Source organism: Streptomyces sp. NPDC028331 (assembly GCF_055565775.1).
In genome coordinates this window covers 41,014-67,747 of sequence record NZ_JBVHTR010000027.1, presented here as the reverse complement: position 1 = coordinate 67,747, position 26,734 = coordinate 41,014, and the positions used below count along the sequence as shown (strand labels likewise).

26 protein-coding genes are annotated in these 26,734 nt (G+C 69.8%); 13 read left to right on the top strand and 13 right to left on the bottom strand.

Translation table 11 applies throughout. The annotated features are described in order from the left end of the window. Positions 1–137 precede the first annotated feature (137 nt). The 5 genes from ACZ4SW_RS30995 to ACZ4SW_RS30975 all read right to left on the bottom strand — a co-directional run bounded on the left by ACZ4SW_RS30995 (position 138) and on the right by ACZ4SW_RS30975 (position 5,415). A complete protein-coding gene (locus ACZ4SW_RS30995) occupies positions 138–1,139 on the bottom strand; it encodes an SIS domain-containing protein (protein WP_468252096.1) in 1,002 nt (333 codons plus the stop codon). Between the two features lie 77 nt (positions 1,140–1,216). Further along, positions 1,217–2,062: an ABC transporter permease gene (locus ACZ4SW_RS30990; RefSeq protein ID WP_468252094.1), complete on the bottom strand. Its 846-nt coding sequence runs from the start codon at positions 2,060–2,062 to the stop codon at positions 1,217–1,219. Beyond that, the gene (locus tag ACZ4SW_RS30985) at positions 2,059–2,967 is read right to left on the bottom strand and encodes an ABC transporter permease (RefSeq protein ID WP_468252092.1); all 909 of its coding nucleotides are present in this window, start codon (positions 2,965–2,967) and stop codon (positions 2,059–2,061) included. Before ACZ4SW_RS30985 ends, ACZ4SW_RS30990 begins: the two co-directional genes overlap by 4 nt. Further along, positions 2,931–4,202 (bottom strand): polyamine ABC transporter substrate-binding protein, encoded by a 1,272-nt coding sequence (locus tag ACZ4SW_RS30980; RefSeq protein ID WP_468252090.1) that lies wholly within the window; start codon positions 4,200–4,202, stop codon positions 2,931–2,933. Before ACZ4SW_RS30980 ends, ACZ4SW_RS30985 begins: the two co-directional genes overlap by 37 nt. 16 nt (positions 4,203–4,218) lie before the next feature. Further along, positions 4,219–5,415 carry an ABC transporter ATP-binding protein gene (locus ACZ4SW_RS30975; RefSeq protein WP_468252089.1) on the bottom strand — a complete coding sequence of 399 codons (1,197 nt, stop codon included), beginning with the start codon at positions 5,413–5,415 and terminating at the stop codon, positions 4,219–4,221. A gap of 232 nt (positions 5,416–5,647) precedes the next feature. On the opposite strand from ACZ4SW_RS30975, the gene ACZ4SW_RS30970 reads away from it, so the two are divergent. Then, positions 5,648–6,751, top strand: a complete 1,104-nt coding sequence (locus ACZ4SW_RS30970) for a LacI family DNA-binding transcriptional regulator (RefSeq protein ID WP_468252087.1) — start codon at positions 5,648–5,650, stop codon at positions 6,749–6,751. 120 nt (positions 6,752–6,871) lie between these two features. Here the strand turns inward: ACZ4SW_RS30970 and ACZ4SW_RS30965 are convergent, their stop codons facing one another. After that, positions 6,872–7,594 carry a maleylpyruvate isomerase family mycothiol-dependent enzyme gene (locus ACZ4SW_RS30965; RefSeq protein ID WP_468252085.1) on the bottom strand — a complete coding sequence of 241 codons (723 nt, stop codon included), beginning with the start codon at positions 7,592–7,594 and terminating at the stop codon, positions 6,872–6,874. A 291-nt stretch (positions 7,595–7,885) separates the two neighbouring features. On the opposite strand from ACZ4SW_RS30965, the gene ACZ4SW_RS30960 reads away from it, so the two are divergent. From ACZ4SW_RS30960 to ACZ4SW_RS30945, 4 genes are all read left to right on the top strand, one after another. After that, complete coding sequence (locus ACZ4SW_RS30960; RefSeq protein ID WP_468252084.1) at positions 7,886–8,578, top strand: hypothetical protein; 693 nt, start codon at positions 7,886–7,888, stop codon at positions 8,576–8,578. Positions 8,579–8,720: 142 nt separating this feature from the next. Further along, positions 8,721–9,863: a PP2C family protein-serine/threonine phosphatase gene (locus ACZ4SW_RS30955; protein ID WP_468252082.1), complete on the top strand. Its 1,143-nt coding sequence runs from the start codon at positions 8,721–8,723 to the stop codon at positions 9,861–9,863. Between the two features lie 112 nt (positions 9,864–9,975). Further along, positions 9,976–10,341: a MerR family transcriptional regulator gene (locus ACZ4SW_RS30950; protein ID WP_468252081.1), complete on the top strand. Its 366-nt coding sequence runs from the start codon at positions 9,976–9,978 to the stop codon at positions 10,339–10,341. 46 nt (positions 10,342–10,387) lie between these two features. Continuing rightward, positions 10,388–11,404 carry an NADPH:quinone oxidoreductase family protein gene (locus ACZ4SW_RS30945; protein WP_468252079.1) on the top strand — a complete coding sequence of 339 codons (1,017 nt, stop codon included), beginning with the start codon at positions 10,388–10,390 and terminating at the stop codon, positions 11,402–11,404. A gap of 80 nt (positions 11,405–11,484) precedes the next feature. Here the strand turns inward: ACZ4SW_RS30945 and ACZ4SW_RS30940 are convergent, their stop codons facing one another. Further along, positions 11,485–12,273, bottom strand: coding sequence for a GbsR/MarR family transcriptional regulator (locus tag ACZ4SW_RS30940; protein WP_468252077.1), 789 nt, complete (start codon positions 12,271–12,273; stop codon positions 11,485–11,487). 255 nt (positions 12,274–12,528) lie between these two features. On the opposite strand from ACZ4SW_RS30940, the gene ACZ4SW_RS30935 reads away from it, so the two are divergent. Beyond that, complete coding sequence (locus tag ACZ4SW_RS30935) at positions 12,529–13,194, top strand: DUF4097 family beta strand repeat-containing protein (protein ID WP_468252075.1); 666 nt, start codon at positions 12,529–12,531, stop codon at positions 13,192–13,194. A 454-nt stretch (positions 13,195–13,648) separates the two neighbouring features. Here the strand turns inward: ACZ4SW_RS30935 and ACZ4SW_RS30930 are convergent, their stop codons facing one another. Further along, positions 13,649–14,374, bottom strand: coding sequence for a class I SAM-dependent methyltransferase (locus ACZ4SW_RS30930; protein WP_468252073.1), 726 nt, complete (start codon positions 14,372–14,374; stop codon positions 13,649–13,651). A 314-nt stretch (positions 14,375–14,688) separates the two neighbouring features. Here ACZ4SW_RS30930 and tap point away from each other — a divergent pair, with 314 nt between their 5' ends. Continuing rightward, positions 14,689–16,899, top strand: coding sequence for a telomere-associated protein Tap (gene tap, locus ACZ4SW_RS30925; RefSeq protein WP_468252071.1), 2,211 nt, complete (start codon positions 14,689–14,691; stop codon positions 16,897–16,899). Between the two features lie 15 nt (positions 16,900–16,914). After that, entirely contained in the window at positions 16,915–17,469 is a 555-nt protein-coding gene (tpg, locus tag ACZ4SW_RS30920) for a telomere-protecting terminal protein Tpg (protein ID WP_468252069.1), read from the top strand. 277 nt (positions 17,470–17,746) lie between these two features. On the opposite strand, the gene ACZ4SW_RS30915 is transcribed toward tpg, so the two are convergent. Together ACZ4SW_RS30915 and ACZ4SW_RS30910 are read right to left on the bottom strand one after the other, a co-directional pair. Then, on the bottom strand, positions 17,747–18,124 hold the full coding sequence (locus tag ACZ4SW_RS30915) for a fic family toxin-antitoxin system, toxin component (RefSeq protein WP_468252067.1): 378 nt from the start codon (positions 18,122–18,124) through the stop codon (positions 17,747–17,749). Then, complete coding sequence (locus ACZ4SW_RS30910; RefSeq protein ID WP_468252065.1) at positions 18,124–18,363, bottom strand: hypothetical protein; 240 nt, start codon at positions 18,361–18,363, stop codon at positions 18,124–18,126. Before ACZ4SW_RS30910 ends, ACZ4SW_RS30915 begins: the two co-directional genes overlap by 1 nt. A gap of 505 nt (positions 18,364–18,868) precedes the next feature. Here ACZ4SW_RS30910 and ACZ4SW_RS30905 point away from each other — a divergent pair. Then, positions 18,869–20,083, top strand: coding sequence for a S53 family peptidase (locus tag ACZ4SW_RS30905; RefSeq protein ID WP_468252063.1), 1,215 nt, complete (start codon positions 18,869–18,871; stop codon positions 20,081–20,083). A 183-nt stretch (positions 20,084–20,266) separates the two neighbouring features. On the opposite strand, the gene ACZ4SW_RS30900 is transcribed toward ACZ4SW_RS30905, so the two are convergent. Together ACZ4SW_RS30900 and ACZ4SW_RS30895 are read right to left on the bottom strand one after the other, a co-directional pair. After that, positions 20,267–21,319: a metallophosphoesterase gene (locus tag ACZ4SW_RS30900; protein ID WP_468252061.1), complete on the bottom strand. Its 1,053-nt coding sequence runs from the start codon at positions 21,317–21,319 to the stop codon at positions 20,267–20,269. A 286-nt stretch (positions 21,320–21,605) separates the two neighbouring features. Then, entirely contained in the window at positions 21,606–22,523 is a 918-nt protein-coding gene (locus ACZ4SW_RS30895) for an aminoglycoside phosphotransferase family protein (protein WP_468252059.1), read from the bottom strand. 538 nt (positions 22,524–23,061) lie between these two features. On the opposite strand from ACZ4SW_RS30895, the gene ACZ4SW_RS30890 reads away from it, so the two are divergent. Then, positions 23,062–23,613, top strand: a complete 552-nt coding sequence (locus tag ACZ4SW_RS30890; RefSeq protein ID WP_468252057.1) for a YwqG family protein — start codon at positions 23,062–23,064, stop codon at positions 23,611–23,613. 118 nt (positions 23,614–23,731) lie between these two features. Here ACZ4SW_RS30890 and ACZ4SW_RS30885 read toward each other — a convergent pair whose 3' ends face one another. Beyond that, positions 23,732–24,259: a MarR family winged helix-turn-helix transcriptional regulator gene (locus ACZ4SW_RS30885; protein WP_468252055.1), complete on the bottom strand. Its 528-nt coding sequence runs from the start codon at positions 24,257–24,259 to the stop codon at positions 23,732–23,734. Between the two features lie 93 nt (positions 24,260–24,352). Between ACZ4SW_RS30885 and ACZ4SW_RS30880 the strand changes: the two genes are divergently transcribed. The 3 genes from ACZ4SW_RS30880 (at position 24,353) to ACZ4SW_RS30870 (ending at position 26,636) form a co-directional block, all read left to right on the top strand. After that, positions 24,353–24,805, top strand: coding sequence for an SgcJ/EcaC family oxidoreductase (locus tag ACZ4SW_RS30880; protein WP_468252053.1), 453 nt, complete (start codon positions 24,353–24,355; stop codon positions 24,803–24,805). A 266-nt stretch (positions 24,806–25,071) separates the two neighbouring features. Then, the gene (locus ACZ4SW_RS30875) at positions 25,072–25,716 is read left to right on the top strand and encodes a dihydrofolate reductase family protein (RefSeq protein WP_468252051.1); all 645 of its coding nucleotides are present in this window, start codon (positions 25,072–25,074) and stop codon (positions 25,714–25,716) included. 383 nt (positions 25,717–26,099) lie between these two features. After that, entirely contained in the window at positions 26,100–26,636 is a 537-nt protein-coding gene (locus tag ACZ4SW_RS30870; RefSeq protein WP_468252050.1) for a GNAT family N-acetyltransferase, read from the top strand. Positions 26,637–26,734: the final 98 nt, after the last annotated feature.

The window sequence follows — 26,734 nt, the reverse complement described above, 5'->3', positions numbered from 1 at the left end:
CAAAAACATCCAGGTTCCCCACCTACCCGTCAAGGGGCCTCCCCCCCCCCCCCCCCCCCCCCCCCCCGCTCGGGGCGTGCCGGATGCCCCGGCACCGGCACGCCTGGGCGGATGGACGTGGGTGGGACGGTGGGCGGTCAGTAGTCCATGACGCGGTAGTAGCGGCGCAGGTCCAGGGAGTGGTCGCGCACCCGCTCCAGGTGCTTGCTGACCCGGTCCATCACGGTGTCCATGACCAGCGGTGCCAGCAGACCGCGGAACTCGGGGCTGATGCCGTCCAGGGGGTGGTCGCGGGTGTCGAAGACGGTGACGTCCTTGGAGACGCGGCGGGCGAACGCCTCGGCCCGGTCGGTGAGCGCGCGGGTCTCGTCCTCGCCCTGGAAGACGATCACGCTGGTGTTCTCCTCCAGCAGCTCCAGCGAGCCGTGGAAGAACTCGGCGCTGTGCACCCGGGTGGTGCGCAGCCACTGCATCTCCTCGAGGATGCACATGGAGTACAGATAGGTGAATCCCCACAGGTTCCCGCCGCCGATCAGGAAGTGGTAGTCGGTGTCCTTGTGGGCCTCGGCGAAGTCGGACGCCGCGGGCTCGGCCCGGCGGGCGACCTCCACCAGGATGCGGGGCAGGCCGGCGAGTTCGTCGGCGAGGCGGTCGTAGCCCTCGAACTCGCCTCGCCGGGACAGCAGTCGGCCCATGAACAGCAGCATCTGGACGTCGAACGGCCAGGCCTTGGGGGCGGAGACCAGCGCGGTGTCGACCCGCTGGGCGACGGGGGAGTCGGGGTGGCCGGTGAAGCCGATCGTGTACGCTCCGCGCTCCTTGCAGTAGTCGATGGCCTTGATGCTGTCCTCGGTGGTGCCGGAGACGGAGGTGAAGACGGCGGCCGTGCGCTCGCCCAGGCGGGCGTCACCGGAGACCACCAGCTCCGCCGCGATGGCCGCTCGCACCGGCAGCACCGAGGTGCGCCGGGCCAGGTGCTCGTAGGGCCACATCTGGGCGTAGGTGCCGCCGGCGCCCACGAGGAGCACGTTGTCGTACCCCTCGTCCACGAGACGGTCGACGACCTCCTCGATCCGGGGGCGCAGCGCCACGAGGCTTTCGGTCTGGGCGACGAACTCGGCTTCGTTGAAAGAGAGCACGGTGATGGTTTCCTTCGAGGGGTCGGTTCCGCACCGGCCGCGCCGGGCCGGTGTCCTGGGGGCGCGGGGGAGAGGGGTCAGGCCGCGCGGCGCCGGGAGAACAGGACGTTCGCGCCGGCGATGATCAGGCCGCCGACGAAGATCAGCGTTCCCATGACGTTGACCTGCGGGGGCACGCCGGTACGGCTGGCGCTGTACACCCACAGCGGGAAGGTGACCGTCCGGCCGGCGTTGAAGCTGGTGATGACGTAGTCGTCGATGGACAGGGCGAAGCACAGCAGGGCGCCGGAAGCCACACCGGGCAGCAGCATCGGCAGGGTGACCAGCCGGAACGCCGTCCAGGGCCCGGCTCCCAGGTCCCGGGCGGCCTCCTCCAGCGTCGGGTCGTGACCCGCCATGCGGGCCCGTACGGTGATGGCCACGTACGGGATGCAGAACGCCACGTGGGCGAGGACGATGGTCCAGTAGCCGCGGGGCACGCCGAGGACGATGAACAGCGACAAAAGGGCGGCGCCCAGGGCGATTTCGGGGGCGGCGATGGCGGCGAACAGCAGCAGGTCCACGGAGCCGCGGCCGCGGAAGCGGTGGCGGCCCAGGGCCAGGCCGATCGGGGTGCCCAGCAGGGTGGCGACCACCGTGACGACCAGCGCGACGGTGAGGCTGTTGACCAGCGCCGAGGTCAGGTTGGGAATGGCGAACAGGTGGCGGTACCAGGTGAGGGTGAAGCCCTGCCAGGTGAAGTTCACCTTGCTGTGGGTGTCGTTGAAGCCGAACAGGACCATGACGGCGATCGGCAGCAGCAGCCAGGCCAGCACCAGCCAGGTGTACACGGTGAGCGTGGGACGGCGGCGCGCTCTCCGGCCGGCGCGGGACCGGGGCGCCGCGGCCGTGCCCTGGGCCGGGGTGACGGTTTCCGTGGTCATCGCGCGGCCACCTCCAGCACGTCCTCCGTGCCGAGGGCGCGGGCGTAGGCGAACACGGCCAGCAGCAGGGCGCCCATGAGCACGAAGGACAGGGCCGCGGCGGCCGGGTAGTCGAGGTTGGTGAAGTACTCGGTCTGGATGATGTTCCCGATCATGGTGGTCGAGGGGCCGCCGAGGATGCCGGCGTTGACGTAGTCGGCGGAGGCGGGCACGAAGGTGAGCAGCACGCCCGCGAACAACCCGGGCAGGGACAGCGGCAGCACCACGCGCCAGAAGGTCTGCGCCCGGGAGGCGTACAGGTCGGTGGAGGCCTCGATCACCTTGGCGTCCACCCGCTCCAGGGCCACGTACACGGGCAGCACCATGAACGGCAGGAAGTTGTAGGTCAGTCCGCCGATCACCGCGTACGGGGTGGCCAGGACGTGGAAGCCGGCGGGCAGCAGCCCCAGGTGCTTGAGCGGGCCGAGCAGGACGCCGTTGTCGGCGAGCACCACGTTCCAGGACTGGGTGCGGATGACGAAGGAGACGAAGAAGGGCAGCAGGAGCAGGAAGAGGAACACCGACTTGTGCCGGCCGGCCCGGAAGGCGATCCAGTAGGCCACCGGATAGCCCACGAGGGCGCAGGCGGCGGTGGCCGCGGCGCCGTAGAGGAGGGAGCGGACGAGCTGCACGTGGTAGGTCTCCACCACCCTCGCATAGGTCGAGAAGTGGAAGGTCTGGCGGAAGCCGTCGATGAAGTCGCCGGTCTGCAGGGACAGCAACACCATGACGATGACGGGGGTCACGAAGAACGCGGCCAGCCACAGCCAGCCGGGCAGCACCATCAGGTACGGGGCCAGCGCCGCGCCGGGGCGCCGTCGGCGGCGGGTCAGGACTGGTAGATCGGTTCGAACAGCGCGTTCCACTGCTTCTCCTCCGCTTCGTCGAGCACCCGCAGGTGGCGCAGCTTGGATTCGTCGCCCTTGGTCGGGAAGACCAGGGGGCTGGTGCTCAGCGAGTCGAGCAGGGGCCGGCGCTTGCCGGTGGCGGCGGCCGCGTCGTGCGCGATGACCGACCGGGCGGCGGGGACGGGGCAGACGAACTGCACCGTCTCACTGATCCGCGCCGCGACCTCGGGCCGGTAGACGTAGTCCATGTAGGTCAGTGCGTCGACGGGGTGGGCGGCCGTCGACGGGATGCAGAGGTTGTCGGTCCACAGCAGTCCGCCTTCGTCGGGGATGACGAACTCCAGGTGTGAACCGCTCTGGTTGGCCTGGAAGACGTCACCGGAGTACACCAGGGAGGCGTACAGGTCGCCCCGTTGGAGGGAGGACTGGTAGGTGGTGGTGCTGTAGGAGCGCACCAGGCCGGCGTCGCGCTGTTTGCGCAGCCAGGCGGCGGCTTTGCGCCAGTCGGCGTGGGTGGACTTCTCCGGGTCGACGCCGATGGCGAGCAGGGCGATGTTGCCCATCTGCACCGCGTCGTTCCACATGCCGATCTTGCCGCTGAGCTTCGGGTCGAGCAGGTCCTGCCAACTGGTGATCTTCCGGCCGACTTTGGCCGGGTCGTAGCCGATGCCGGTCATGCCGGACTGCCAGGGCACGGTGTAGACGTTGCCGCGGTCGAAGGAGGAGTTCTTGAACGCGATCCCGCCGTACCTGGCGAAGTGGGGCAGGCGGCTGTGGTCGAGGGGGGCGAGGTAGCCGAGTTCGATGTACTTGGTCAGGTAGCTGTCGCCGCCGACCACCATCAGGTCGTAGCCGATGCCTTGTCCGGAGGCGAACTCGGGCTGGATCTTGCCGAACCAGGAGGCGCTGTCGTCGATCACCTCGTCGTAGGTGACCTTGATGCCGGTTGCGCGGGTGAACGCCTCCAGGGTGGGGTGGCGGCTCTGGTCGCCGGGGTCGGTGTCGATGTACTGCGTGTAGTTGGCGAAGCTGAGCCGGTCCTCCTTCTTCCTCCCGGCCCAGAAGTCGCTGACGGCGGCGGAGATTTCGGCGGCCGTGCGGGGCACGGGCTTGCGGGCGCCCGGCACGCTGCACGCGGCGAGCGGGGCCAGGGCGGCGGCGCCGAGCGCGGCGCGCAGCAGACCGCGCCGGGAGCAGCGGCGCTGGGTCAGTCCGCGCAGCCAGGGCGCGGGGGGTGTGGGCTGCAGGGGCATGGTGGTCGACCTGTCGTCAGCTCGCGGTGAGGGAACCGGAGTCGGGGGAGAACCGGCCGGCGGTGGCGGGCGTGGCCGGGGCGGCGGGCGCGGGGCCGAGCGCGTAGGAGTGGGCGGTGGCCCAGGAAAGCCAGACGGTGTCGCCGCGGGCCGGTACCACGCTCGCGGTGCCGTCGTTGGGCTGGAAGACGGTCATCTCCGCGCCGGTGCTCGTGGTCACCGTGTAGCTGGTGGAGGTGCCCAGGTAGACCACCTCGCTCACGGTGCCGCGGATGCGGCTGGCGGTGCCGGCCGGGCCGGTGGTCAGGGTGATCTTCTCCGGCCGTACGGTGAGCTGGACGCTCGATCCGGCGCCGGGCGCGGCGGACGCCGGGACGGTGATGCGCTGTCCGTCGCCGAGGTCGATCGCCCCGCCCTCGGGTCCGGTGGTGGTCAACCGCCCGCTGATCAGGTTCGAGGTGCCGATGAAGCCGGCGACGAACGCGGTGGCGGGCTGCTCGTAGACCTCCTGCGGGGGAGCGACCTGCTCGATCAGGCCGCCGTTCATCACCGCGATCCGGTCCGACATGGTCAGCGCCTCGGCCTGGTCGTGCGTGACGTAGATGAAGGTGATGCCCACCTCGCGCTGGATCCGCTTGAGCTCCAGTTGCATGGACTGGCGCAGCTTCAGGTCGAGGGCGCCCAGCGGTTCGTCCAGGAGCAGGGCGCGCGGGCGGTTGACCAGGGCCCGCGCCAGGGCCACGCGCTGCTGTTGGCCGCCGGAGAGCTGCCGGGGGCGGTGGTCGGCCTTGTCGGCGAGTTCGACGGTGTGCAGGATGCGGTCGACCCGGTCGTGGATCTCGCCCTTGGCGACACGCCGACGGCGCAGCCCGAACGCCACGTTGTCCGCGACGCTCAGGTGCGGGAAGAGCGCGTAGGACTGGAACACCATGTTGATGTCCCGCTTGTTGGCCGCGACACCGACCATGTCCCGGCCGTGCAGCAGGATCCGCCCGCTGCTCGGCTCCTCGAACCCGGCGATCATCCGCAGGGTGGTGGTCTTGCCGCAGCCGGACGGCCCCAGCAGTGAGAAGAACTCCCCCTCGGCGATGGTGAGGTTCACCCCTCGTACCGCGGCTGCGCCGTTCGCGCCGCCGAAGTCCTTGACCACGTCGACGAGGGTGACGGCCGGGCCTGCGGCATCTGGTGGCGGCGAAAGGGTGTCGGTTGCCATCGCGGAGACCTCCGGAGTGCGGATAGGGGGAGAAGCGGGCGGCCGTCGGGCGGGGCGCGGGGACGGCCGTCCGGAAGGCGGCGGGCGGATGCGTTCCGGCGAGAATTGATAACGTTACCAACGCGGTCGTACCTTACCCACGGCCCAGCGCCTCGCGTCAATGGTTGAATGGCGCTGAATTCCACCGCCCCGTTCCCCGGAGTTCGCCGGGCCGACATGGAGAGAGCCGGACATGCCCCCAGGAGCGCAGCCGCGGCGACGCGTGACCATCCCGGACGTCGCCCGGCACGCCGGTGTGGGACAGGCGACGGCCGCACGCGTCCTCGGCGGATACGGATCGGCGAGCGCGGCCACGCGGGAACGGGTGCTGGCCGCCGCCGCCGAGCTCGGCTACAGCACCAACGCCGTGGCCCGCAGCATGATCAGCGGCCGGACCGACACCCTCGGAGTCGTCGTAGCCGACGTGGAGAACGCCTACTTCGCCCGGGCGGTGCGCGGCATCGCCGACGTCGCGGCCAAGTCGGGACTGCAGGCCATCCTCGCCAACAGCGACGAGGACAGCGAGAAGGAGAAGGCCGCGGTCCAGCTGTTCATCGAGCGCCGCGTGGACGGACTCGTGGTGGCACCGGCCGCCACCGACGCCGAACACCTCGCCCGGGCCGTCTCCGCCGGCATCCCGGTGGTACTGCTCGACCGTGTTCTCACCGGAGCCGCACTGGACAGCGTGGTCGTCGACAACCGGGGAGCGGTCAAGGCGGCGGTGACGCGGTTCACCGACGCCGGACACACCCGCATCGCGGTGATCACCTCGGCCATGCCCGGCGACGACGGCACCCGCCTCGCGCCGGGCGCGGACATCTGGACGACCACGGAACGTGTCGCCGGCTACCGCCAGGCCCTGCGCGCCGCCGGCATCCCACGGTCCGCGGAACTGATCCGGCACACCGGCTACGAGCGGGCCTGGGCACGCTCGGCCGTACTGGAACTGATGACCTCGAACGACCGCCCCACCGCGCTGTTCACCACCGACAACGTGGCCACGCTCGGCACCCTGGACGCCCTGCTCGACCTCGACGCCCGCATCCCCGGCGATGTCTCGGTCATCGGCTTCGACGACGCGGAGTGGACCACACTGATCCGGCCCCAGCTGAGCGTGGTCAGCCAGCCCGTGCAGGAACTCGGCGGACTGGCCGCGGACATCCTCATCCGCCGCATCAACGGAGCCACCGCCCGCCCCCGTCGGCACACCCTGCACACCACCTACATCGACCGCGAGTCGACCGGTCCGGCCCCCGCCCACGTACGACGGCTGCACGCCCCGGCGAACCGCCCCTGAACCGACAACGACGCCCGCCACGCCCGCCGGCCGGCGGCTCGCCGCGGCCGGTTATGCGATCGCCGGGCTCACCGGCCTGCTCGCGTCGGCGACAGCCGACGCTGAGACCCCCTTTTCGGCTCAGCGGCGCCACGCCGGTGGCGTCGGCAGGGGGCCGGGTGGTTCGACGGTCAGCGCGCTGCCGTCGGTTCGCCCGGTGAGCCAGCCCAGCAGCTCCGCCGCAGGCCCCGTCACCCGTGGCCCCTGGCTGTCTCCGACGACCCTCGCGGTCTGGTCCTCGTCTGCGCGCAGCGTCATGGGCGGGGCTTCGGGGTCGGCGCGGAGTCTCCTCACGGTCGTCTCCAGTTCGCGGGCGACGAAGAAGGCGGGCCAGTCGGTCGGGCCGTGACCGGTGGCCAGGTCGGTGTGGTGCACTTCCACCTCGCGCAGCATGCTCCCGACGGCCCCCCGCACCGGCCGAAGGCCGCCGCCGAGCCAGCGCACCGGCACCTCCCAGGCGTCCTGCGGATGGTCGCCGGCCGCGGCGAGGAAGCGGTGCAGTGCGGTGTCCATGTCGTTGAGGAGGACGGCGGCGGGCCGGTCGGCGCCCTCCTCGATCTCCCGCTCCCGCTGCGCTTCGTCGGCGTACTGCGGCAGGTCGGTGCCCGAACGGGCGGAGGCGAGCAGTCGGCTGCGGGAGTCGGCGCTGCGGGCCAGATGTGTCAGGACGTGGGCGCGGGTCCAGCCGGGCAGCAGTGAGGGGGCCCGTACCTCCTCGTCCGACAGCGCGGCCGCGGTCGCGAGCAACCGGCCGACGGAGGTGCGCAGCAGAGGCAGGAGCGAGGCGGGGCTGTCGGGAGGCATGGGTCTCCGATCGGTGGCGACGGGTCGCCTCACCTGTTCCCAGCGCGCGGCGTCATGCACGTCGCTCATCCGGTGGGCCGCGGCCTGCCGCGGCCGGGCAACGCGGGGCACCGGTGGAGGGCTAGGCCGTTGATCGGAAGTGACGAACGGCAGGCTCGCCGCGGCATCGAGGCAATGGAGCGTGAGTGGGACAGGCGGGGCTTCGTCCGGACTGCTGCAGCTTGTGGCCTGCGTCGTCTGCCTGCGCCGAAAGCCTGCCTCGCCCCGCCATGACCGGTAACGTCACCTCACGTGAACAGCGTGAGAGTGGTGCTGATCGGAGGAACCTCGAACACGGGGAAATCAACCGTGGCCCGGGTGGTGGCGGACCGACTCGGGTTCGACTGCCTCTCCACGGACGGGCTCGCGCGGCATCCCGGACGACCGTGGCCGACACCGGAGTGGAACGTTCCGCCGCACGTCGACGAGCACTACCGGTCTCTCACGGTCGATGAGCTCATTGCGTCCGTGCTCGACCACTATCAGCGGCTGTGGCCCCGCATCGAGGAACTCGTCACGACCCACGCTTTCGCCGAGACTGGCAGGAACGGGCTTGTGTTGGAGGGGTCCGCGCTCTGGCCGGAGAATGTCGCGAACCTCGCCGTGCCGCACACGGCCGCCGTGTGGCTCACTGCGGACGAGGGCGCCCTGTCCGCCCGCATGCATGCAGCCAGCCGTTATGACCAGATGTCCGCCCGGGATCGCCACTTGATCGACAAGTTCCTTGCCCGCACGCTGCGGTACCAGACGATGATGCTCGACGCCGTCCAGCGGCTGGGTTTGGACCAGGTCGACACGGGCACCGGCCGGCCCCCGGTGAAGCTCGCCGAAGCGGTGCTTGCGGCTGCGGCGGCACAAGACACGGTGGGGCGGTCCGCTTGCGGCTGCGTGCGGCAGCGCCGCCTCGAACCAGCCCCGACGAGCTCGGATAGTGACCAACGGTAATGGACGAGCACTCGCCGTCAGCGCTCACCTGCAGCGCCGCGAGCCGTACCAACCTCGACAGAAGTGACGCGAGGGGCATGCGCGGCCCGAAAAGGCGTAAAAAGGGCGTATGGGTGCGCGAGGTATGTCGGGAGACCGCCTCTTGGAACAGCGCGCGAGGCGCGGTCTGTTGGTGATCGCGCTCGCGCTGATCGCGGTCATCACTCTGGCGGACATCGGTATAGGCGCCAGTGTTCATCTGGGGCCGCTGCTGGTCATCGCGCCGACGCTGACCGCCTCCTTCGCCGGTCCGAGGCTGACCGCTCTGATCGGGGCTCTGGCGGAGGCCGCCCTGGTGATCATCTCTATCTTCCACGGCGGCCTGACCACGACCAATCACGTGGCACAGCTCATTGCTTTGGCCGTGCTGTCGGCCTTGGTGGCCTTCATCTCCTATGCGAGGGAGCGCCGTGTCCGGGAGCTGGGCCGGTTGCGGTCGGTGGCCGAGACGGCGCAGCCGGTTCTGCTGCGGCCCCCACCTCGCCGGATCGGGCCGTTGCGGGTGGCTTGGCTGTATCTCGCTGCCGAGGACGAGACCCAGATCGGGGGCGACCTGTTGGCGGTCGCCCGCGCCGATCATCCCGCCACCCGGGTACTCATCGGCGATGTCCGAGGCCATGGGCTGGCTTCCATCGGCGAGGCATCGGTGGTGATGGGGGCGTTCCGTGAGGGCGCTCACCGGTACGCCTCCTTGCCCGAACTCGTCACCGCCGTCGAAGACAGTGTCTGCCGGAACCTGGAGGAGGTCGCCGACAGCGTGCACGACGTCGGCGAGCACTTCATCACCGCCGTCATGCTCGAGATCCACGATCAGGGCCCGCAGGCCGAAATGCTGAACTGCGGCCATCCGCCGCCCCTGTTGATCCGTGGTGGCCAGGTGACCGTGCTGCACTCCCGTCGGCCCGCACCGCCGTTGGGCCTGTGTTCCCTGTGCGTACGGAACGATCGCGCCGATCCGTTCACCTTGGAGCCGGGGGACATGCTGCTGCTCTACACCGACGGTGTGATCGAAGCCCGCTCACCGACCGGAGCCTTCTACCCGCTCGTGGAACGGGTCGCCTCCTTTGCCGCCTCAAGCCCCGACGCCCTGCTGCACCGCATTCACCGCGACCTGCTCGAGCACACTGGCGAGCAGCTCACCGATGACGCCGCTTTCCTGGTCATCGAACGCACCGGTCCACGTCATCTGCACCGCCCGCACCTCATGTCCCATGGCGGCGGATCATCCCTCTCCACAACCGACTGACCGTCACCCGCCGATTGTTGCGGGACATGCGGTTGTTGACACCTGAGCGGCTGTTCACTTCGTCGTGGCGAGTGCTGGAAGATCGCGGGTCTCCTGGGCGTTGGCTGCAGGTGTGAAGATCGGCGAAGCTTCCCGAGTCAGCGGTGTGAGTGCGAGATCGTTGCGGCACTACGAGGATGAAGGCTTGATCGTCCCGGGCCGTTTCGACAATGGGTTCCGCGACTACTGCCAGTCCACCATCGATCGCGTGCTCGTCATCCGCTCACTGCTGGAGTCCGGGCTGCCCGTGCGGCTGATCAGGGAAGTCCTGCCCCGCCTCACCGACGCATCCGATGCCGGCACGGAAGTGGTGTGCGCAGAGTTCCTGCACGAGGTGCAGAGTTATCGCGATCGGCTCGCTGCTCGCATCGCCGTTCTCAGTGATCAGCAGGCGGCACTGGACTCCTACCTTCGACAGGCCCGCCGTACTGATCTCTGACCGCCACTTGACCTTGACGTAAGTGTCAGGTTCCTACGTTCGGTGCATGGAGATCAACGAGCAGCGGCATGCCGCTGAGCAGACGGTACGAGCACTGGTCCAGCGGTCGCACCAGGGGCCGAAAGACCTGGCCCTGACGACCGACGAGCGCCGCCCCACGCCGGGGCCCGGCGAGTACCTGATCCGCGTGGGCGTCGCCGGGGTCAACTTCGCTGACGTCCTGCAGACGCATGGGACTTACGGCGGAGGCCCGCAGGCGCCCTACGTGGCGGGCTTCGAGGCTGTCGGCGAGATCGTGGGTGTCGGCCCGGACGTCGAGAGTCCGCTCCAGCTCGGTACCCGCGTCGTCGGCACTGGCCCCGGTGCCTTCGCGCAGTACATGACGATGCCTGCCGCGGATGTGCTCCCCGTGCCTTCCGGCTGGAGCGACGCCGAGGCTCTCGGCCTGGTGCTGAACTGGGCTACCGCCTTGGCGGCACTGAAGCCGCTGGGCGAGATCAAGGCCGGTGAGGTGGTCCTCGTACATGCCGCGGCCGGAGGCGTGGGGCAGGCTGCCGTTCGCCTCGCCCGCCACTACGGTGCGCGCGTGATCGCCACGGCGTCACCAGCGAAGCATGCCACGGTCAAAGCACTCGGCGCCGACGAAGTTCTGGACAGCCGACGCCACGATCTGGCTGAGGAGATCAGACGGCTGACCGGTGGTGTCGAGCTGGTTCTGGAATCAGTGGGACAGGCCACGTTCGAGACCAGTCTGTCGGTCACCAAACGCTTCACTGGGCGCATCGTCGTGTTGGGCGCCGCTTCCGGCGATGCGACTCTGACCACGCATGATCTGGTCTTCACCCATCAAGTGCAGGTCAAGGGTCTGCACATCGGTGCGCTGGCGGCTGCGGCACCGTCCCTGTACCGGTCGCTGCTCGTCGAGATCGAGGCCCTCATAGCCTGCGGCGTGTACCCGCCCGGCACCCCCCATGTCCATCCCCTGGCCGAGGGGCCGGCGGTGCTGCAGCAACTCGAAGCGGGCCGGACCTGCGGCAAGCACGCCCTCGATCCTTGGCGTTAGGAAGGCCTGTGCTTCACCGCGATGCCTCACTGCCCTCCGAGGGTGGCTGCGCCTCGTGCAGGCCGGGTGGGTGGTGGTGTTCATGGTGTGGTGTCGGGGGCTGTCGCCTGTCCGTCGCTCGGGCCCGGTTCGGCGGTGTGGTCCGTGGTCGTTTTCGTTCTGGTGTGGTTGTAGAGGACTTCGCGGCCTTGTTCTGCGGCGCGGATGAGGTGTTCGCCGACGTAGTCGAGGAACCGGGCGGCGTTTTCGAGGCGGGTGGCGGCTGGGGTGCCGCGGCCGAGGACGTTGACGCCTTGTCGTGCGGTTTCGATGAATTGGTCGTTGGCTCGGGCGCTGCGGATCATGGACTGGTACCAGAGGTCGTCGTCGACGACGTAGCGCTCGCGGCGGCGTTCGTCGCGTTCACGGCGGACGAGGTCCAGGCCCTCCAGGTAGGTGATCGCTTTGGAGACGGAGGCGGGGCTGACCGCGAGGTGCTGGGCGAGTTGTGAGGCGGTGAGGCTGCCGGTGTCGGTGGTGTAGAGGCAGCCCAGGACCCGGGCCATCATCTTGGGCAGGCCGGAGGTCATGAAGACGGTGGTGAGGGTTTCCTGGTAGTCGCGTACGGCCTCGGGGTCGCGTCCGTGGGGCTGCGTGGGCGTTTGTGGCCTGTGGGGCGCGGTCTGCTGGCGCCGGCGGGTGCGCTGCTGGGTGGCGCGGTGGGCGAGGTCGGCGCGGTAGCCGGTGGGGCCGCCGTTGCGCATGACCTCGCGGGTGATGGTGGAGGTGGGGCGGCCGAGACGGCGGGCGATCTCGGCGTAGGCCAGGTTGTCGGCCAGTCCGGCCGCGATCTGCTGGCGTTCGGTCTGGGTGAGCCTGCCTCCCGGCATCACGGCCTCCTTTCGTCTCCACGGGTGGTCCGTGGGGCTCCGGGTGTTGTCCGGCGCCTGCCACCATAGCGTTCGCCGTCACTGCATTGCAACGACCGACTGCCCTGACGTTGCGTTAATCGAGAGGACGCTGCAACGATTGTCGCGCTATGACCTGCATAAATACCTCTCCAATGCAAAGATGTTGTTGCTGTTAGATGGAAAGCAACGTAGCTTTTCATTCGTCGGAAACAGCAGCGAGTACAGGAGAGCACGATGCAGAAGTTCGACACCTCCGCCCCGGTCTCCGTCGTCCTTGACGTCCCCGCCGGTCGCATCCAGTTCGTCGCCGCCGACCGCGCCGACACCGTGGTCGAGGTCCTGCCCGCCAACCCGTCCAAGAGCCGTGACGTGAAGGCAGCGGAGCAGACAGAAGTCGCCTACGCCGACGGCGTCCTGCGGATCCACGCCGCGGAGCCCCAGAACCAGATCTTCGGCTCTTCCGGGTCGGTGGAGGTCACCGTCAAGCTGCCTGCCGGGTCCCGCGTCGAAGCCAGGAGCTCCGCCTGTGAGCTGCGCGGTGTCGGCCGCCTGGGCGACGTCGTCTTCGACGGCGCGTACCGCCACATCAAGATCGACGAGGCCGCGAGCCTGCGTCTGACGGCGACCGACGGCGACGTGGAGGTCGGCCGGCTGGGCGGGCCGGCGGAGATCAGCACCGCACGGGGCGACATCCTGATCACCGAGGCCGTGCGCGGCACCGTCGTGCTGACCACCCAGTCCGGCGACATCACGGTCACCGCCGCGGCCGGCGTGTCGGCCGCCCTGGACGCGAGCACCGCCCACGGCCGCATCAGCAACGCCCTCAAGAACGACGGCACCGCCGAGCTCGACATCCGCGCCACCACCTCCCACGGCGACATCACCGCGCGCAGCCTGTGAGACAGCACAGCCGGGACTGTCCGGCCGGGCCCGCCGCGACCGGCCTTCCGTCGGTCGCCGTCGGGGCCCGGCCGCACGGTGCCTCAGGGCCATGCGATCCCCGTGCAGGCCCCGCACGAGCCGTACAAGGCGCCGCACACGCCCAGGGGGACGCGTGACCAAGAACGGCACTTCTTCGAGCAGTTCGAGGTGGGCGGGCATGGTGCCGGTGGACGATACGGCCCTGGCCGTGACCGACACCGGAGGTCCCGGCATCCCTGGGGTCTGGTTGGCCGACGCCGACCCCGGTGCGGTGGTCCGTTGCCGACGTCGGTCCGCCCGACCTCGCACACAAGCATGACCGGCACCGCCCGGTGTCCGCCCACACTGGACCCGGGTGCACTTCCACGGTGTCCTGTGTCACCGAACCTTGAGCGTGTGCCATCGAATGTCGGGTGGCGTGGATCGCTGAAGATCACGGACGTCGTGCCAGGAAGACGAACTCTCTTCCTGGCCGGTCAGGCGCGTCGCGAACGTCATCCACCACATAACCGTGCGCGACCAGGTCCCTCTCGACCTCTTCACGCTCTCGGAAACGCAGCGTCGAATCCGACGTCAGCACCTGCCCGTCCGCAGCGAAGACGTAGGTCCAGCGGAACGTCACCAGAGGCCGGCGGACCTCGATCAGCTGGACCCAACTCTCGACGGATCCAACGCCTGGGATCTCCGTCACTCGGTAGGAGATCTCGCGGGTCCACTCCTCCCAGGCGCGTCTCGCTGGATCGCGGGTCTCGAAGATCAGATACCCGCCAGGTCGCAATGCTTCGTAGGCTCCCCGCAGTGCTTTCTGCCATGCCTGCGGATCGGCGATGGCCTGAGCGACGTTTGCTGTCATCGTCGCGAGGTCAACCTGCAGCGGCGGGAGGTCTGTGGCATCACCGCAGATCCAGCGCACTTGTTCACTGCCTGGTTTGGCCCGAGCGACGTCGATGGACGCCTGGGCGGGATCGATGCCAGTGACCTCGATTCCGCGATCAGCCAGGAGGAGTGCGAACACCCCTGTCCCGCAGCCGATGTCCAGCACGCGACGTGCCCCGAGCTCTTCCGTCATCTGGAGGTATGCATCGAGATCGCTGCGGTCGGGGTCGAGCGGATCATAGATCGCGGCGAGCCGTGGATGCCCGAAGCATTCGTCAGCCATGCGGCCGAACGTATGCAGAGCCGGCCCGAACAGCCACTGAGTTTCGCTGGCGGTCGGCCTGCTCTTCGCGGACGGTTTCGAGGCGCAGGGTGAGAGTCGCCGGCGGCATCCAGATGTCCTGGTGGTCGATGAGGTCGCGCCATGTCTCTTCCGGGGGTTCGACGGCACGAACTTACTGATCATCGACCTTCGATGGCAAAGATCAGCCTTCGATGGCACGGGACACCCGGGACTGCAGGCAAGTACGCGAATCATCCGGCATCCGTACGCGATCCGTACGGTTCGTGGGCTAGGGTGAGCCGCGGGAGGTGTGTATGTCGGAGCTGTTCGAGGCGGTTGACGCGTTGATCGCCTCCGCGTCCCCGCTGCCGCCGCCGACGGAACGGAAGCGGCTGCGCCAGGCTCACGGTCTGACTCTGGACCAGGTCGCCGGCGCGCTGAAGGTACGGCGTGCAACGGTGAGCGGCTGGGAGAACGGGAAGACGGAACCAAGGCCGCCGGAGCGGGAGGCCTACGCGCACCTACTCAAGAAGCTCGCGGAGCTCTACCCCGTCGATACCGCCGTCACGGCGGCGGCCGCCCCGTCATGCGAGACGCCCGCGACTGAGCCCGTGCCCTCGAGCACGCCGCCGGCGCAGACACGGACTCCGCCCACCAGACCGACGCCGGACGCTGCCGCCACGACGACGCGCCCGGTAGCGAACTCCTCACCGGAGGCCGCGACCCAGCCGCAAGCGAAGAAGGCCGCTTCCAAGAGGACCACCACCGCTCCCGCAACCACATCGGCCGCGGCCGATGTGCGATTCGAGCACGGGCCGCTGGCTGTCGTCGATGCCGATGACGAGGGCGAGGTCCTCGCCTACTGCGTCGGAGGGCTGGTCCTGGACGTGCCCGCCAAGTCGCTCCCCTCACTGGTCGACTGGGCCCTGACCGACGCGAAACTCGGCGCGCCGCGCCTGCACGGCTCGGGCAAGGACGCCGACCCGCTGATCGTGCTCACCGAGGCCGCCTGCAAACGCTACGGGCTGCCCGTCCGTCTCGCTCAGGACGAGCGCATGGCCGGGCGGATCCCCGAAGACCACAAGGTCGTCAAGCAGTTGCTGCGGGCGAACTGGCAACTGACGAAGCGCGGGTTCGGGCCGTGGGCGCGGATCTACCGCCCGGCCGAGGGCGGCAGGCGTCACTGCGTCCAGCTGTGCATCCCGTCCTGGGACGCGCTCGACACCCGGCACTGGGACGGTGCCGCGCAGTTGCCGCCCGCCGAACTCGCCCGGCTCCTGGGCGTCTACGCGACCCGAGTCATGACCCCCCGAGGCTCCACCGCCGTGACCGGCCTCGAGCTGATGACCGCCCTGCACCCGCCCACGAGGGCGAGCGAGCCGGACGCCGACGGCCGCCGCCGCAGTGAGCACAACCCGGGCTCCCTGGGCTCGGACCCGGTGCAGTGCGCGCCGTGCGAGGCGCCCGACGGGCATCCCCTCCTCGCCGGCCTGCCGCGCTTCCACCAGCGGGGCCCGGCGGAGATGCTGCTGGAGGAGGCGTACGACTGGGCGCGTCCGCTCACGGACGAGGAGTGCCTCAAGCGCTACGTGGTCGGCATCGACGTCAATCTCGCCTTCGGCGCGGCCGCCAACGGCGCGGTCGTCGGCCTCGCGTGCGAGCCGGTCCACGTCAAGAACCCGGCCTTCGACCCGAAGCTGCCCGGAAGCTGGCTGGTGGACCTCTCCCACGTGGATCTGTCCCGGGTCCTGGTCGGCAAGCAGTGGCAGCACCTGGACGGGGACCTGCTGCCCAGCCCGTTCACCCCGAGAGGCGACCGGCCCGAAGGCCCGGCCTGGTATGCGACGCCGACTGTGGCGTACGCGGTGGAACTCGGCTATGACGTCGCCCCCCTCGAGGCCTACGTCCGCCCGGAGAGCGGCCGCTACCTGGACGCCTGGTACAAGCGGCTGCGGGACGCCTACGTCGCCACCATGGCCGACCTCGGAGTTCCGGAAGGGCTGGATCCGCAGGAGTTCCTGACGGCGATGGAGGGCTGCAAGCAGCGTGATCCCGAGATGGCCGTGGTCCTGTCCGCGATCAAGGCGACCGTCAAGGGCGGCATCGGCAAGCTGCGGGAGCGCCCGCGTGGCGGCGGGTGGCGCCCCGGCCGGCCGTGGCCGGCCCTGTCCCGGCCGACATGGCGGCCCGACATCCGTGCGACCGTGATCTCCCGCGCCCGCATCAACATGCACCGCAAGATGGTCGCCCTGGCCGCGGCCACCGGGCGGTACCCCGTGGCGATCCTGTCGGACTGCGCGGTGTACGCCGCAGAGGGCTCCAGCCCGCTGGACGTCCTGCCCTACCAGGGCGGCAAGACGGTGCCCGGCGGTTTCCGGCTCGGGGTGAGTCCGGGGATGGTCAAGCACGAGGGCACCCAGACCACCCTGTGGGCCGAAGAGGCGCGCGAGAGGCACGGCCAGGACCTCAACCTCGCCCGGTACATCAAGGACGGCCAGATCACCGCCGCCGACGGCGGAGAGTAAGAGAGGGCTCAACCGATGGACACGGTCGGGGAAGGCCTCGAGGAGGCGCTGGAGAAGGCGTTCACGCGCCCGATCCCGAAGAGCGCGGGCGCGCGGATGCGGTTCCTGGTCAGGCAGTTGAAGGGGACCAGGCCGGTGGCGGAACTGCTCGGCATCAGCCAGCGCACCGTCGAACGGTACGTCAAGGACCAGATCAGAAAGCCCAGACCAGACCTTGCGGAGCGGCTGGAGCGCGAAGTCCGCAGACGCTGGCAGCCGCAGGTCCGCGCCCGGGCGCGGAAGCAGGCGGCCACGACCGCCGGCATCGTCATCGACACCCGCGCCCGCTTCGGCTACACCGCCGCTCCCGGCACCACCGACGACCCCCGACTGCGCCACCTCACCGTGGCCCTGCCCCCCGAGTACGCCGCCCGCCTCTTCGACGCACAGGAAGCCGGTGCCACCGAACGGCAACTGCGCGACATCGCGGCCGAGGGACTGGGCGAAATCTACTTCCGCGACCGCGGCCGCCGCGCGCAGGGCCTCGACGTCGAGTTCACCGACGTGGAACACGTGGAGTTCGACCTGTAAGGGCTTCCGCCGTGCCGGCCGATCGAGGGCGACAGCGGTGAGCGCCATAGCGCACCGCAGAGGTTCGCCGTAGGCAGCCGAGCGGCGTGCAACGGCCTCGGCCCGGCTCGACGGTGGGCATGCCGGTGTTCTTTCGAACAGCTTCGGTGTCGTGCGGTCGTCGCCGACGAGGTGGCGGCGGAAGCCGCCGGGTCGTGGACGCCTGGACCGCGATGTCCATTCGGAGTCATCACGGCGCAATGGGTTCTGCCCCGCGGATGCGTCCTGCGGCCGTGGTTCAAGTGGTCCGCGGCCAGGCACGCAGCAGGGCGGCGATCCTCGTGGCGGTGCAGCCGGGATCGCGCAGCAGGTCGCGCAGGGCGACGGCGTCCTCGCGGGTGGGCTTGACCGGGATACCGGAGGCCTCCAGGTACATCACCCCCGTCGCCGCGGCGACGGCCATGTTCGACCGCTCCAGCCAGCGGCAGCGGCCGAGGACGTGCACCAGCGCCGCGGCACGGGCGTACGGACCGTCGTAGACGGGCTGGTCCAGCAGTTCGGCCCGGTGGCAGGCGACGGCGGCCACCGGCACACCGTAGTCGTCCGGGGAGGGATCACCCGCGCCCGCGATCTCCGCGACCTGCAGGATCCAGGGGACGTCGATGTACAGCTCCATTACGCGGCGTGTGACTCCGGCGCGCGGCGGTCCGCGTCCTCGGCTTCGTCGAAGAGGGCCTGGTGCTCGTCGAGGAAGCGTCGCGCGGCATCCAGCCCCCGCTGCCGCAGTCCGCCGGCGTCCTCCCGTACCAGGGAGGCGATGTAGTCGCCGAGGCTCAGGCCACGGTCCTTGGCGCGGGCCTTGGCCAGTTCCGCGATCTCGTCATCGACGCGCGCACCCAGCTGTGTCTTCGCCATGGAGCGATGGTAACAGCTGTTACCGGAACACGGGTGCCGGTCGCGAAGGGGGTGGCGCAGTCGTCCCCCGGTACGACAGATAGTCGATCGCCCTGAGGGCGCGGGCCCGAAGCGACCAGAGGCTCTTGAGACGCGAACCCGAAGCGACCAGAGGCTCTTGAGACGCGAACCCGAAGCGACCAGCGGCTCTTGAGACGCGAACCCGAGGCGACCAGCGGCTCTTGAAGCGGCCTTTAGCGGCGACCGTGCCGGACGCAGTGGACGCCGCCGGTCAGGGCGGTCGATCAAGCCATGGTGGGGTCGAATTTCGGCCATGAATCCCCCAGGAACAACACGCGAACTCCCCAGGAAAGGTAAAGGAACATTCCCCTTTCAACATCCATCTTGTTGTCGTGGCCCCGACATCCGTACGTTCTGCGCGGCCCCGGCGCACACCCCGCGCCGAGGTCGTACCGCGCACCCCCCACAGCCCTTCCCGGTACACCCACCACGTGGAGGACGTACGTTGCGCAGAACCGTTTCCCTCGCCGCCGTGGCCACGCTCGCCACGGCCGCCCTGGCCCTGGCCGCCCCCGTCGGCCAGGCGGCCCAGGCCACCGCCTCCCACGGCGTCTCCGTCGCGCGCGCCTGCGCGGCTCCGACGCAGAAGGACGTGATGGCCTGCAACGCCCTGCAGGTCACCGCGGGCACCCCCGCCTCGGCGCACGCCGAGAGTGCGCTGACGGCGGCCGCCGCGCCCTCCGGCTACGGCCCCGCCTCGCTCCAGTCGGCGTACAACCTGCCGTCCGCCGGCGGTGGTTCGGGCCAGACCGTGGCGATCGTCGACGCCTACGACGACCCGAGCGCCGAGTCCGACCTGGCCGTCTACCGATCCCAGTACGGCCTGTCCGCCTGCACCACGGCCAACGGCTGCTTCAAGAAGGTGGACCAGAGCGGCGGCACCAAGTACCCGCGCGGCAACTCCGGCTGGGCCGAGGAGATCTCCCTCGACCTCGACATGGTCAGCGCCGCCTGTCCGAACTGCAAGATCCTGCTGGTGGAGGCCAGTTCGGCGAGCATGACCAACCTGGGCACGGCCGTGAACACGGCCGTCAGGCTGGGCGCGAAGTTCGTGTCCAACAGCTACGGCGGCTCGGAGTCCTCCAGCGACGCGACGTACGACTCCACCTACTTCAACCACCCGGGCGTCGCCATCACGGTCTCCTCCGGCGACGGCGGCTACGGCGTCGAGTACCCGGCGGCCTCCAAGTACGTGACCGCGGTGGGCGGTACGTCCCTGAAGACGGCCTCCAACGCGCGCGGCTGGACCGACACCGTGTGGAACGGGGCGGGCTCCGGCTGCTCCGCCTACGACGCCAAGCCGAGCTGGCAGAAGGACTCCGGCTGCGCGAACCGTACGGTCGCGGACGTCTCGGCGGTTGCCGACCCCAACACCGGTGTCGCGGTGTACGACACCTACGGCCAGGGCTCCGGCTGGATGGTCTTCGGCGGTACCAGCGCATCCTCCCCGCTGATCGCGGCGGTCTACGCGCTGGCCGGCACCCCGTCGTCGGGCTCCTACCCGTCGTCCTTCCCGTATGCCCACACCTCGGCGCTGAACGACGTCGTCAGCGGCTCCAACGGCAGTTGCGGCGGCTCGTACCTGTGCACCGGCACCACCGGGTACGACGGCCCGTCCGGGCTCGGCACACCCAACGGCACGGCCGCGTTCACCGGCTGACCCCTGGGGGTCGGGCCGGCCGGCCGTGTGCACCGCGCGGAGGACCGCCCGCCGCTTTGTCGCGGCACTCGCGGTCCTCCGCCACCGGTCCGACTCGCCCTGTCCGGTCGGGTGGCGGGACGGGAACACGGCGTCGACGGCCGGACCGCTGGTCAGCGGTCCGGCCGCCGAGGCACCCGTGTGTCAGGCGCCGGAGCCGGCCAGGGGGACCCGGATCCAGTCGAGGACCTGGGGGCCGCGCGGGTGGACGGTGACCTTCAGGTAGTCCTTGGCGTTGTCGGAGCCGTCGACGGTGATGCGGTGCAGGTTCGGCACCGCGGTGGTCAGGTGGTAGAACGACAGCCACGAGGAGCCGGCGGCCAGCGGTTGGTCGCTGTTGTAGAGGTGGCTGTCGCCGTTGAACAGGTAGACGGGGCCGTCGAAGGCGGCCGACTCGCGGGCGATGGCGGCGACGATCGGCTGGAACGCGTAGTAGTCGGCGTACGAGGGGTTGCTGACGGTGGGGTCGAACATGTCCGCCTGCATCATCAGGGCGACGGCCCGGTTGTGGTGGCGGCGTGCCGAGGCGAAGGTGTCGTGGATGGACTCGATCACCGACGCCGTACGGCCCAGTACCTCGGCGGCCTGCTCGGGGGTGGGCTGGGTCTTGCCGGTCCACGGCGCCATGCTGTTGTTGCTGCCCACCACGTCGACCGCGGCGAAGGCGACGCCGGCGCGGGTGTAGCGGACGTCCTCCGGGACGCCTTCGTCGGCCTGCGAGGTCACCCGCACGCTGTTCTGACCGAGGGTCCGGCCGGGCTGGGAGAAGAACACCTGGCGGATCTTGGCGAGGCGTTCCAGCGGGTTGTACGAGCCGTTGTTGGGCCGGTGGCAGTCGGTCCACTCGTTGTCGCCCACCGTGTACACCAGCGGGTCCTTGAACTGGTCGAAGTCCGACTTGATCATCTGGAAGTACGCGTCGCTGCACACCGTCGAGCCGTTCTTGATGTCCCCGAGGTGCGTGACGAAGCTGACCTCGGGGTCGGCGTTGATCTGGCTGATGACGTGCGGGAAGTCGGCGATCTCGGCGTCGCCGTAGGGCATGTCGCCGAACACGGCGAAGGTGAACGGCGCGTCGTCGGCGGAGGTGCCGGCGTCGGCGGCGCGCGGGCCGGCCGAGGCACTCCCCGCGGACACGGCGAGCGTGAGCAGGCTCAGGGCGGCGGTGGCGGACAGGGCCTGGCGCCAGGATCTCATCGGATTCTCCCTCACGGTCGAGTGTCCCCGGCGGGCCGGGGACACATCTGGTCAGCGGCCGGTGGGGGGTAGCGGTGCGGCCCGCGGGTGGCGCGGGCGACAGCCGGTGATCGGCCCGGCGGGAGTCTGACGGCTCCGGTTGGCCTCGGCACCGGTCGATGAGCGGACAGACGGTGAACTCCTCCCGACGCTCCGGTGGCCGGTCAGGGGTGCCGCGCAGGCGCCCGACGCGGTGATGACCCCGCAGGGGGCCCACCTTCCGGCACCGGTGATCCGACGAGCTTGATCAGGGGCGGTCCGTTGCGATGAGGCGTCGCAGCGCAGCGTGGCCGGGCGGCCCCCAGGTGCGCTTGCCACCGGGACGGCCGTGAACGCCGGCCTCTCCGATGAGGATGCAGACGAGGGCTTTCAGCACCGCCCAGCCCCGGGCGCGGCGCCGGGTCGCTGCATCCGCTTCTGGCCGGTAGGCGTCGTAGAAGCGGCCGACCGTGCCGTCCGGCAGCAGCATCCATGCGGCGGCGAGGTCGCAGGCCGGGTCGCCCGCGCAGAGGTCGCCGAAGTCGATCACGCCGCAGAAGGTGCCGTCCGCAGTGAGGACGTTGGCCGGATGCAGATCGGCGTGAAGCCACAGCGCCGGCCCCGTCCAGCCGGGCGCGGCGACGGCGTCTTCCCAGACGGCGCGGACGGCGTCCGGGTCAGGGATCAGCCCCATCTCGGTGGCAGACGCCAGGTGTTGGGCGAACCCCTCGGCGCAGTCGGCCAGCGGACCTCCACGGCCACGACCGGCCGGTGCTCTCTCGGGGGCAGGTTGGTGAAGAACCGTCAGGAATGCGCCCAAGGCGTCGGCCGCCTCCGCAGCGCGCGTGACGGGGGCGCGGTCGGCGGGTGTTCCCGACACCCAGGTGGTGACCATCCAAGGCCGCGGAAACCGTTCGGAGGGTTCACCCAGGCGCTGCGGGACGGGGACGGGCAGAGGAAGACCCGGGGCGAGAGCGGGAAGCCAGGCGTACTCCTTGCGCAGCAGCGCGTCCGCGGACAAGGTCGCCCAGGGCAGCCGCACGGCGAGGTCGTCGCCGAGCCGCCACAGCTGGTTGTCCCAGCCGTGCGCGCCGAACCTCAAAGGGTGATCGACCAGGTCGGGGTGCTGATCGCGCAGCAGCTCCCGGACCAGCTCTGCGGTGATCTCGATCTCGCTATGGGTCATGCCGAGCCACGGTATCCGGAATCGGTGTCACTCCGTGGCTTGCTGAGTGACTGTTCCCGGTCCGCCCAGGACGGCGTGTACGGCCCTCGCCAGGCATCCGAGGCGGCTGCCCGGTCGAGGGCGCCCGATGGGCCGTACCCGGCGTGGGCAGGCCCCTTTTCCAGGCAGGCTTCGCCCACTTCACCCCCGCCGACCGCGCCTGCGGCCGCTGTCGGATTCGCCAACTCCGATCGCGCTGAGTACCCGGGCCGGGACCACGGCACCGCCTTCCGCGACGGCTGGGAAGCCGTCGCGGAAGACGTCCTCGCCTGGGCCCCGGGGGACACGTCGCCCCGTACGCTCCTCCTAGCTCGGGATTCACCCCCGGCGCGCGCTCGGCATTCCTTGATCGGCGGAGCGAATCAGTGTGTGGGAAACGGCTGCGATTCGGCCAGAACAAGTAACAAGGTGCTGTCGTTAGTGCAGGGGGTTGGCAGCGTCCGGCCGCCCTCTCACCCCCTCCGGCCGGGGTGGGCAACCTTGCACCTAGGCTTTGCCCATGCTGCTGGTCCACGGCGGGGAAGCCGTAACTGACGCTCCCGAACTGCGCACGGGGGGAGTGCCACTCGTCCCGGAAGGATTCGTCTGGCCGAACTGCCGCGAGTGTGGCGGCCCCCTGCAGTTCCTCGCTCACCTGCCCCTCGAGCTGGGCACGATCGCGGTCTTCTTCTGCCAGAACGACCCGGGCATGTGCGATGACTGGGACGCCACCGCCGGTGCCAACCGCGCCTTCGTGTTCAACGGTCAGCTATCGGCGGCCACCGTCCCCGCCGAGGGCGAGACGCTGCTCGGCGCGGTGACCGCCCTGCGCCCCCACCCGGCCGACACCCCGACCGAGGAGCCGGTTCTGGGACGGCTGGGTGGCGAACCCGACTGGATCCAAGGTGACGAGACCCCCGGCTGCCCCTCCTGCACCGCCCGTATGACGTTCACGGCCGAACTCGAAGAGGGATCCGACTTCGCGACCTCCGCCAACTTCGGCGGAGGTGGCCGCGGCTACGTCTTTCACTGCCACCCCTGCAGCGAGGCCGCCTTCCTCTGGCAGCGATGAAGACCGCCTGCAAGCTCATGTTCGGAGCCGAAGCCGGAGCCGGAGCCGGATCGCTGCGACAGTGACGGTGGCGTGGCATCCATAGGCCCGCTCTATGCCCCTATGGGTGTCGAGCAGTTCACTTCGGCTCGTTCATAACTCGGTCGGAGTCGCCGTCCGGGCCATGGACGGCCCTTCTGCGCCTCGGAGCCATCGTCTTGCGGATCTCCTCGGTGGCCGCGCGGAACGCGGGCGCGGCGTGCTGGAAGTAGTGGAAGAGCAGATCGCGTTGCTCCGGGGTGTAGCGGGCCAGGACCTCGGCGATGTGCCGGCGGGCGGGGCCCACGACCTCCTCGATACGGGCGAACGCGTCCGGGACCGGCTCCACGATCACACGTCTGCGGTCCTTGGGGTCCGCGGTGCGGCGCGCGTACCCGGCCCGCTCAAGGCGGTCGATCAGGCGCGTGGTGGCACCGGTGGTAAGCCCGGTCCTCCTGGCGAGTTCGCCCGAGGTGAGGCCGTCTTCCAGAGCGATCAGGCTGAGCGCGTACCACTCCGACGTGTGCAGTCCAGCGGCCTCCGCGCTGGCCAGGCCCTGGAGGCCTACTGCGTCCAGGTACTGACGGAAGATCACATGCTCGTCCCCGCCGCCCAAGGGGGTTGCCATCGCGGAGGTCCTCTCCTAAGTTATCTGCATACATGCAGATACTGCTCACGTTCAGAATCTGCTTCAGTTTAGCCAGAAGGGGAGTCCCCCGTCATGTCAACGACCAGCCGCGACGTCGTCGCAGTCACCTCCGTGCTGAACGAACTCGTCGCCGCATGGGAGCGGCACGACGCCGACGCATACGGCGAGCTGTTCACCGAAGACGCCACCTACATCACCTACGTCGGCACCTTCTACCGGGGGCGCCGGGACATCGTGGACAGTCACCGCACCTTGTTCACGACCTTCCTCAAGGGCACCAAGCTCGCGGACGAGGTCCTCGCCGTCCGGTTCCACGGCCCGGACGTGGCCGTGGTGAACGGGCGCGGCGACACCTTCAAGAACAAACGGCCACGCAAGCTCACCAAGATCCAGACCTACACCGTGGTCCGGCAGAGCGACGGCAAGTGGCGCATCGCGGCCTTCCACAACACCAAGCGCAAGCCGCTGATGGAGTCGATCTCCTACAGGTTTGCCCCGGGCCTCGTCCCGGCCGCCGGGAGGTGAAACCCCGGCATCGCGCCTGCTCGCCCGAGAAAGGCGGAGAACGCCGCCGGAACCAGCGCCCGCAAGCGCGCGCCTCGCGGCCGGCTGCGGGATCGTATCGGATGAGCTGTGGGCGTGCTGCACGGCTGTCGCCGGTAACACGGGCACTTCCTGACGCGTCCCGGAAAAAGTTGTGGGCCGCTGTCGATCCGAGCGGGTTCCGTTCGACGTCATGATGTGTGGCGCCTCGCCACACGATGACGCGACAGGACTCGACGAGGAAACACGTGGATCAGCTGCTGAGAGTCATGAACTTCAACGTCTCGAGCGACGGAATCGGTGCCGGTGAGGACCAGAGCCTCGAGAGGCCTTTCGGCCATGTCGATCCCGGGAGGCTGTTCGCCTGGGCCGGTGCCACGGCGAGTTGGCCCATGCGTACAGATCCAGGAGGGAGCCGCGGCCTCGACGACTACTTCACGCGGGACTTCGCACGCAACATCGGTGCCGAGATCATGGGCCGCAACAAGTTCGGGCCACAGCGCGGGCCCTGGCAGGACCACGAGTGGCGCGGCTGGTGGGGGGAGGAGCCCCCGTTCCACACGCCGGTGTTCGTCATGACCCACCACACGCGTCCGTCGTTCACGCTCTCCGACACCACGTTCCACTTCGTCGACGGCGACCCGGCCACGGTCCTTCAACGAGCGCGGGAAGCGGCGCAGGGCAAGGACGTCCGACTCGGCGGCGGGGTCACCACCATCCGGCAGTTCCTTGATGCCGGCCTCGTCGACACCATGCATGTGGCCGTCTCGCCGGTAACGCTCGGGTCCGGACTACGACTCTGGGAGTCCCCCGATGAGCTGCTCGACCGGTTCCACCTGGAGGTCGTGCCCAGTCCGAGCGGCGTGACGCACCACCTGTTCTGGCGAAGGTGACGCGGGGACCCCTCGCATTCAGACTGCGACTACGAGGGGGCGTCCGAATCCCGAGCGCGTCGACGCGGCCGCTTCCTGAAGAGACCGCGTGCGTAGTCGTGCCGTCTCCTGCCGTGGGTCAGGAGTAGGTCCAGCGCCACCTGCTCCCGCTGGGCGCGCAGGTGATGCTCGTACCGCTCGCGTCCGTGGTGGATGCTCCGTGATCGCTGTTGCGGCAGAACTCGCCGGCGGTAACGGCTCGGCCTGTCCGGCGGGTCCTTCCGGGCGCGCGCCGCCCGGCATCCCGCCGGGGGCGCAACTTGATGTGTGGAAGAGTCAGACGCCGTTGCCCACGCCGGCCACACCAGGTGAACCCAGTGGTCGAGAGGAACAGGAGTCGTTCCATGCCCGATGAGATCATTCTGCGCCCGGTGACCGCCGACGATCTCGATCTGTTCGAGCGCGAGTTCAACGGGCCGGAGGGGACCGGCCCGTACCAGTGGTTCGGCTTTGGTTCATCGGCCGGCCTGCGCCGCCAGTTCGCGGAGACCGGCCTGCTCAGCCCCGACGGCGGTGTGCTCTCCGTCGCGGAGGCGGACCGGACGGTGGGCCGGGTCGAGTGGTTCGCAGGTGCCTGGGGGCGGCCCGCCACCTCCGCCTGCTGGAGTCTGGCGATCGGCCTGGTGCCCGCCGCGCAGGGTCGCGGCATAGGAACCCAGGCCCAGCGACTGCTGGCCGAGTACCTCTTCGACCACACCAGGGCCGAACGGCTCCAAGCCTGGACGGACTGCGCCAACCTCGCCGAGCAGCGCGCGTTGGAGAAGGCGGGTTTCGTCAGGGAGGGCGTGCTGCGCTCCGCACAGTGGCGCGGCGGCCAGTGGCACGACCAAGTGATCTTCTCCATGCTCCGCGCGGAGCGGTCCCGCGGTGAACTGAGGTGAGCGCAAGACGGTGATCGACCTGACGAGTCTTCTGTCTCGGTCTCGATTCCTTCAGTGACAGAACTGTCACACGGCGGGACGCAACTGGCCTCCGCGAC

Bases quoted from the DNA above. Each gene is read 5' to 3' on its own strand.
- ACZ4SW_RS30990 (WP_468252094.1), bottom strand. From the start codon at position 2,062: ATGACCACGGAAACCGTCACCCCGGCCCAGGGCACGGCCGCGGCGCCC.
- ACZ4SW_RS30980 (WP_468252090.1), bottom strand. From the start codon at position 4,202: ATGCCCCTGCAGCCCACACCCCCCGCGCCCTGGCTGCGCGGACTGACC.
- ACZ4SW_RS30975 (WP_468252089.1), bottom strand. From the start codon at position 5,415: ATGGCAACCGACACCCTTTCGCCGCCACCAGATGCCGCAGGCCCGGCC.
- ACZ4SW_RS30970 (WP_468252087.1), top strand. From the start codon at position 5,648: ATGCCCCCAGGAGCGCAGCCGCGGCGACGCGTGACCATCCCGGACGTC.
- ACZ4SW_RS30965 (WP_468252085.1), bottom strand. From the start codon at position 7,594: ATGCCTCCCGACAGCCCCGCCTCGCTCCTGCCTCTGCTGCGCACCTCC.
- ACZ4SW_RS30945 (WP_468252079.1), top strand. From the start codon at position 10,388: ATGGAGATCAACGAGCAGCGGCATGCCGCTGAGCAGACGGTACGAGCA.
- ACZ4SW_RS30940 (WP_468252077.1), bottom strand. From the start codon at position 12,273: ATGCCGGGAGGCAGGCTCACCCAGACCGAACGCCAGCAGATCGCGGCC.
- ACZ4SW_RS30935 (WP_468252075.1), top strand. From the start codon at position 12,529: ATGCAGAAGTTCGACACCTCCGCCCCGGTCTCCGTCGTCCTTGACGTC.
- ACZ4SW_RS30930 (WP_468252073.1), bottom strand. From the start codon at position 14,374: ATGGCTGACGAATGCTTCGGGCATCCACGGCTCGCCGCGATCTATGAT.
- tap (WP_468252071.1), top strand. From the start codon at position 14,689: ATGTCGGAGCTGTTCGAGGCGGTTGACGCGTTGATCGCCTCCGCGTCC.
- tpg (WP_468252069.1), top strand. From the start codon at position 16,915: ATGGACACGGTCGGGGAAGGCCTCGAGGAGGCGCTGGAGAAGGCGTTC.
- ACZ4SW_RS30915 (WP_468252067.1), bottom strand. From the start codon at position 18,124: ATGGAGCTGTACATCGACGTCCCCTGGATCCTGCAGGTCGCGGAGATC.
- ACZ4SW_RS30910 (WP_468252065.1), bottom strand. From the start codon at position 18,363: ATGGCGAAGACACAGCTGGGTGCGCGCGTCGATGACGAGATCGCGGAA.
- ACZ4SW_RS30900 (WP_468252061.1), bottom strand. From the start codon at position 21,319: ATGAGATCCTGGCGCCAGGCCCTGTCCGCCACCGCCGCCCTGAGCCTG.
- ACZ4SW_RS30895 (WP_468252059.1), bottom strand. From the start codon at position 22,523: ATGACCCATAGCGAGATCGAGATCACCGCAGAGCTGGTCCGGGAGCTG.
- ACZ4SW_RS30890 (WP_468252057.1), top strand. From the start codon at position 23,062: ATGCTGCTGGTCCACGGCGGGGAAGCCGTAACTGACGCTCCCGAACTG.
- ACZ4SW_RS30885 (WP_468252055.1), bottom strand. From the start codon at position 24,259: ATGGCAACCCCCTTGGGCGGCGGGGACGAGCATGTGATCTTCCGTCAG.
- ACZ4SW_RS30880 (WP_468252053.1), top strand. From the start codon at position 24,353: ATGTCAACGACCAGCCGCGACGTCGTCGCAGTCACCTCCGTGCTGAAC.
- ACZ4SW_RS30870 (WP_468252050.1), top strand. From the start codon at position 26,100: ATGCCCGATGAGATCATTCTGCGCCCGGTGACCGCCGACGATCTCGAT.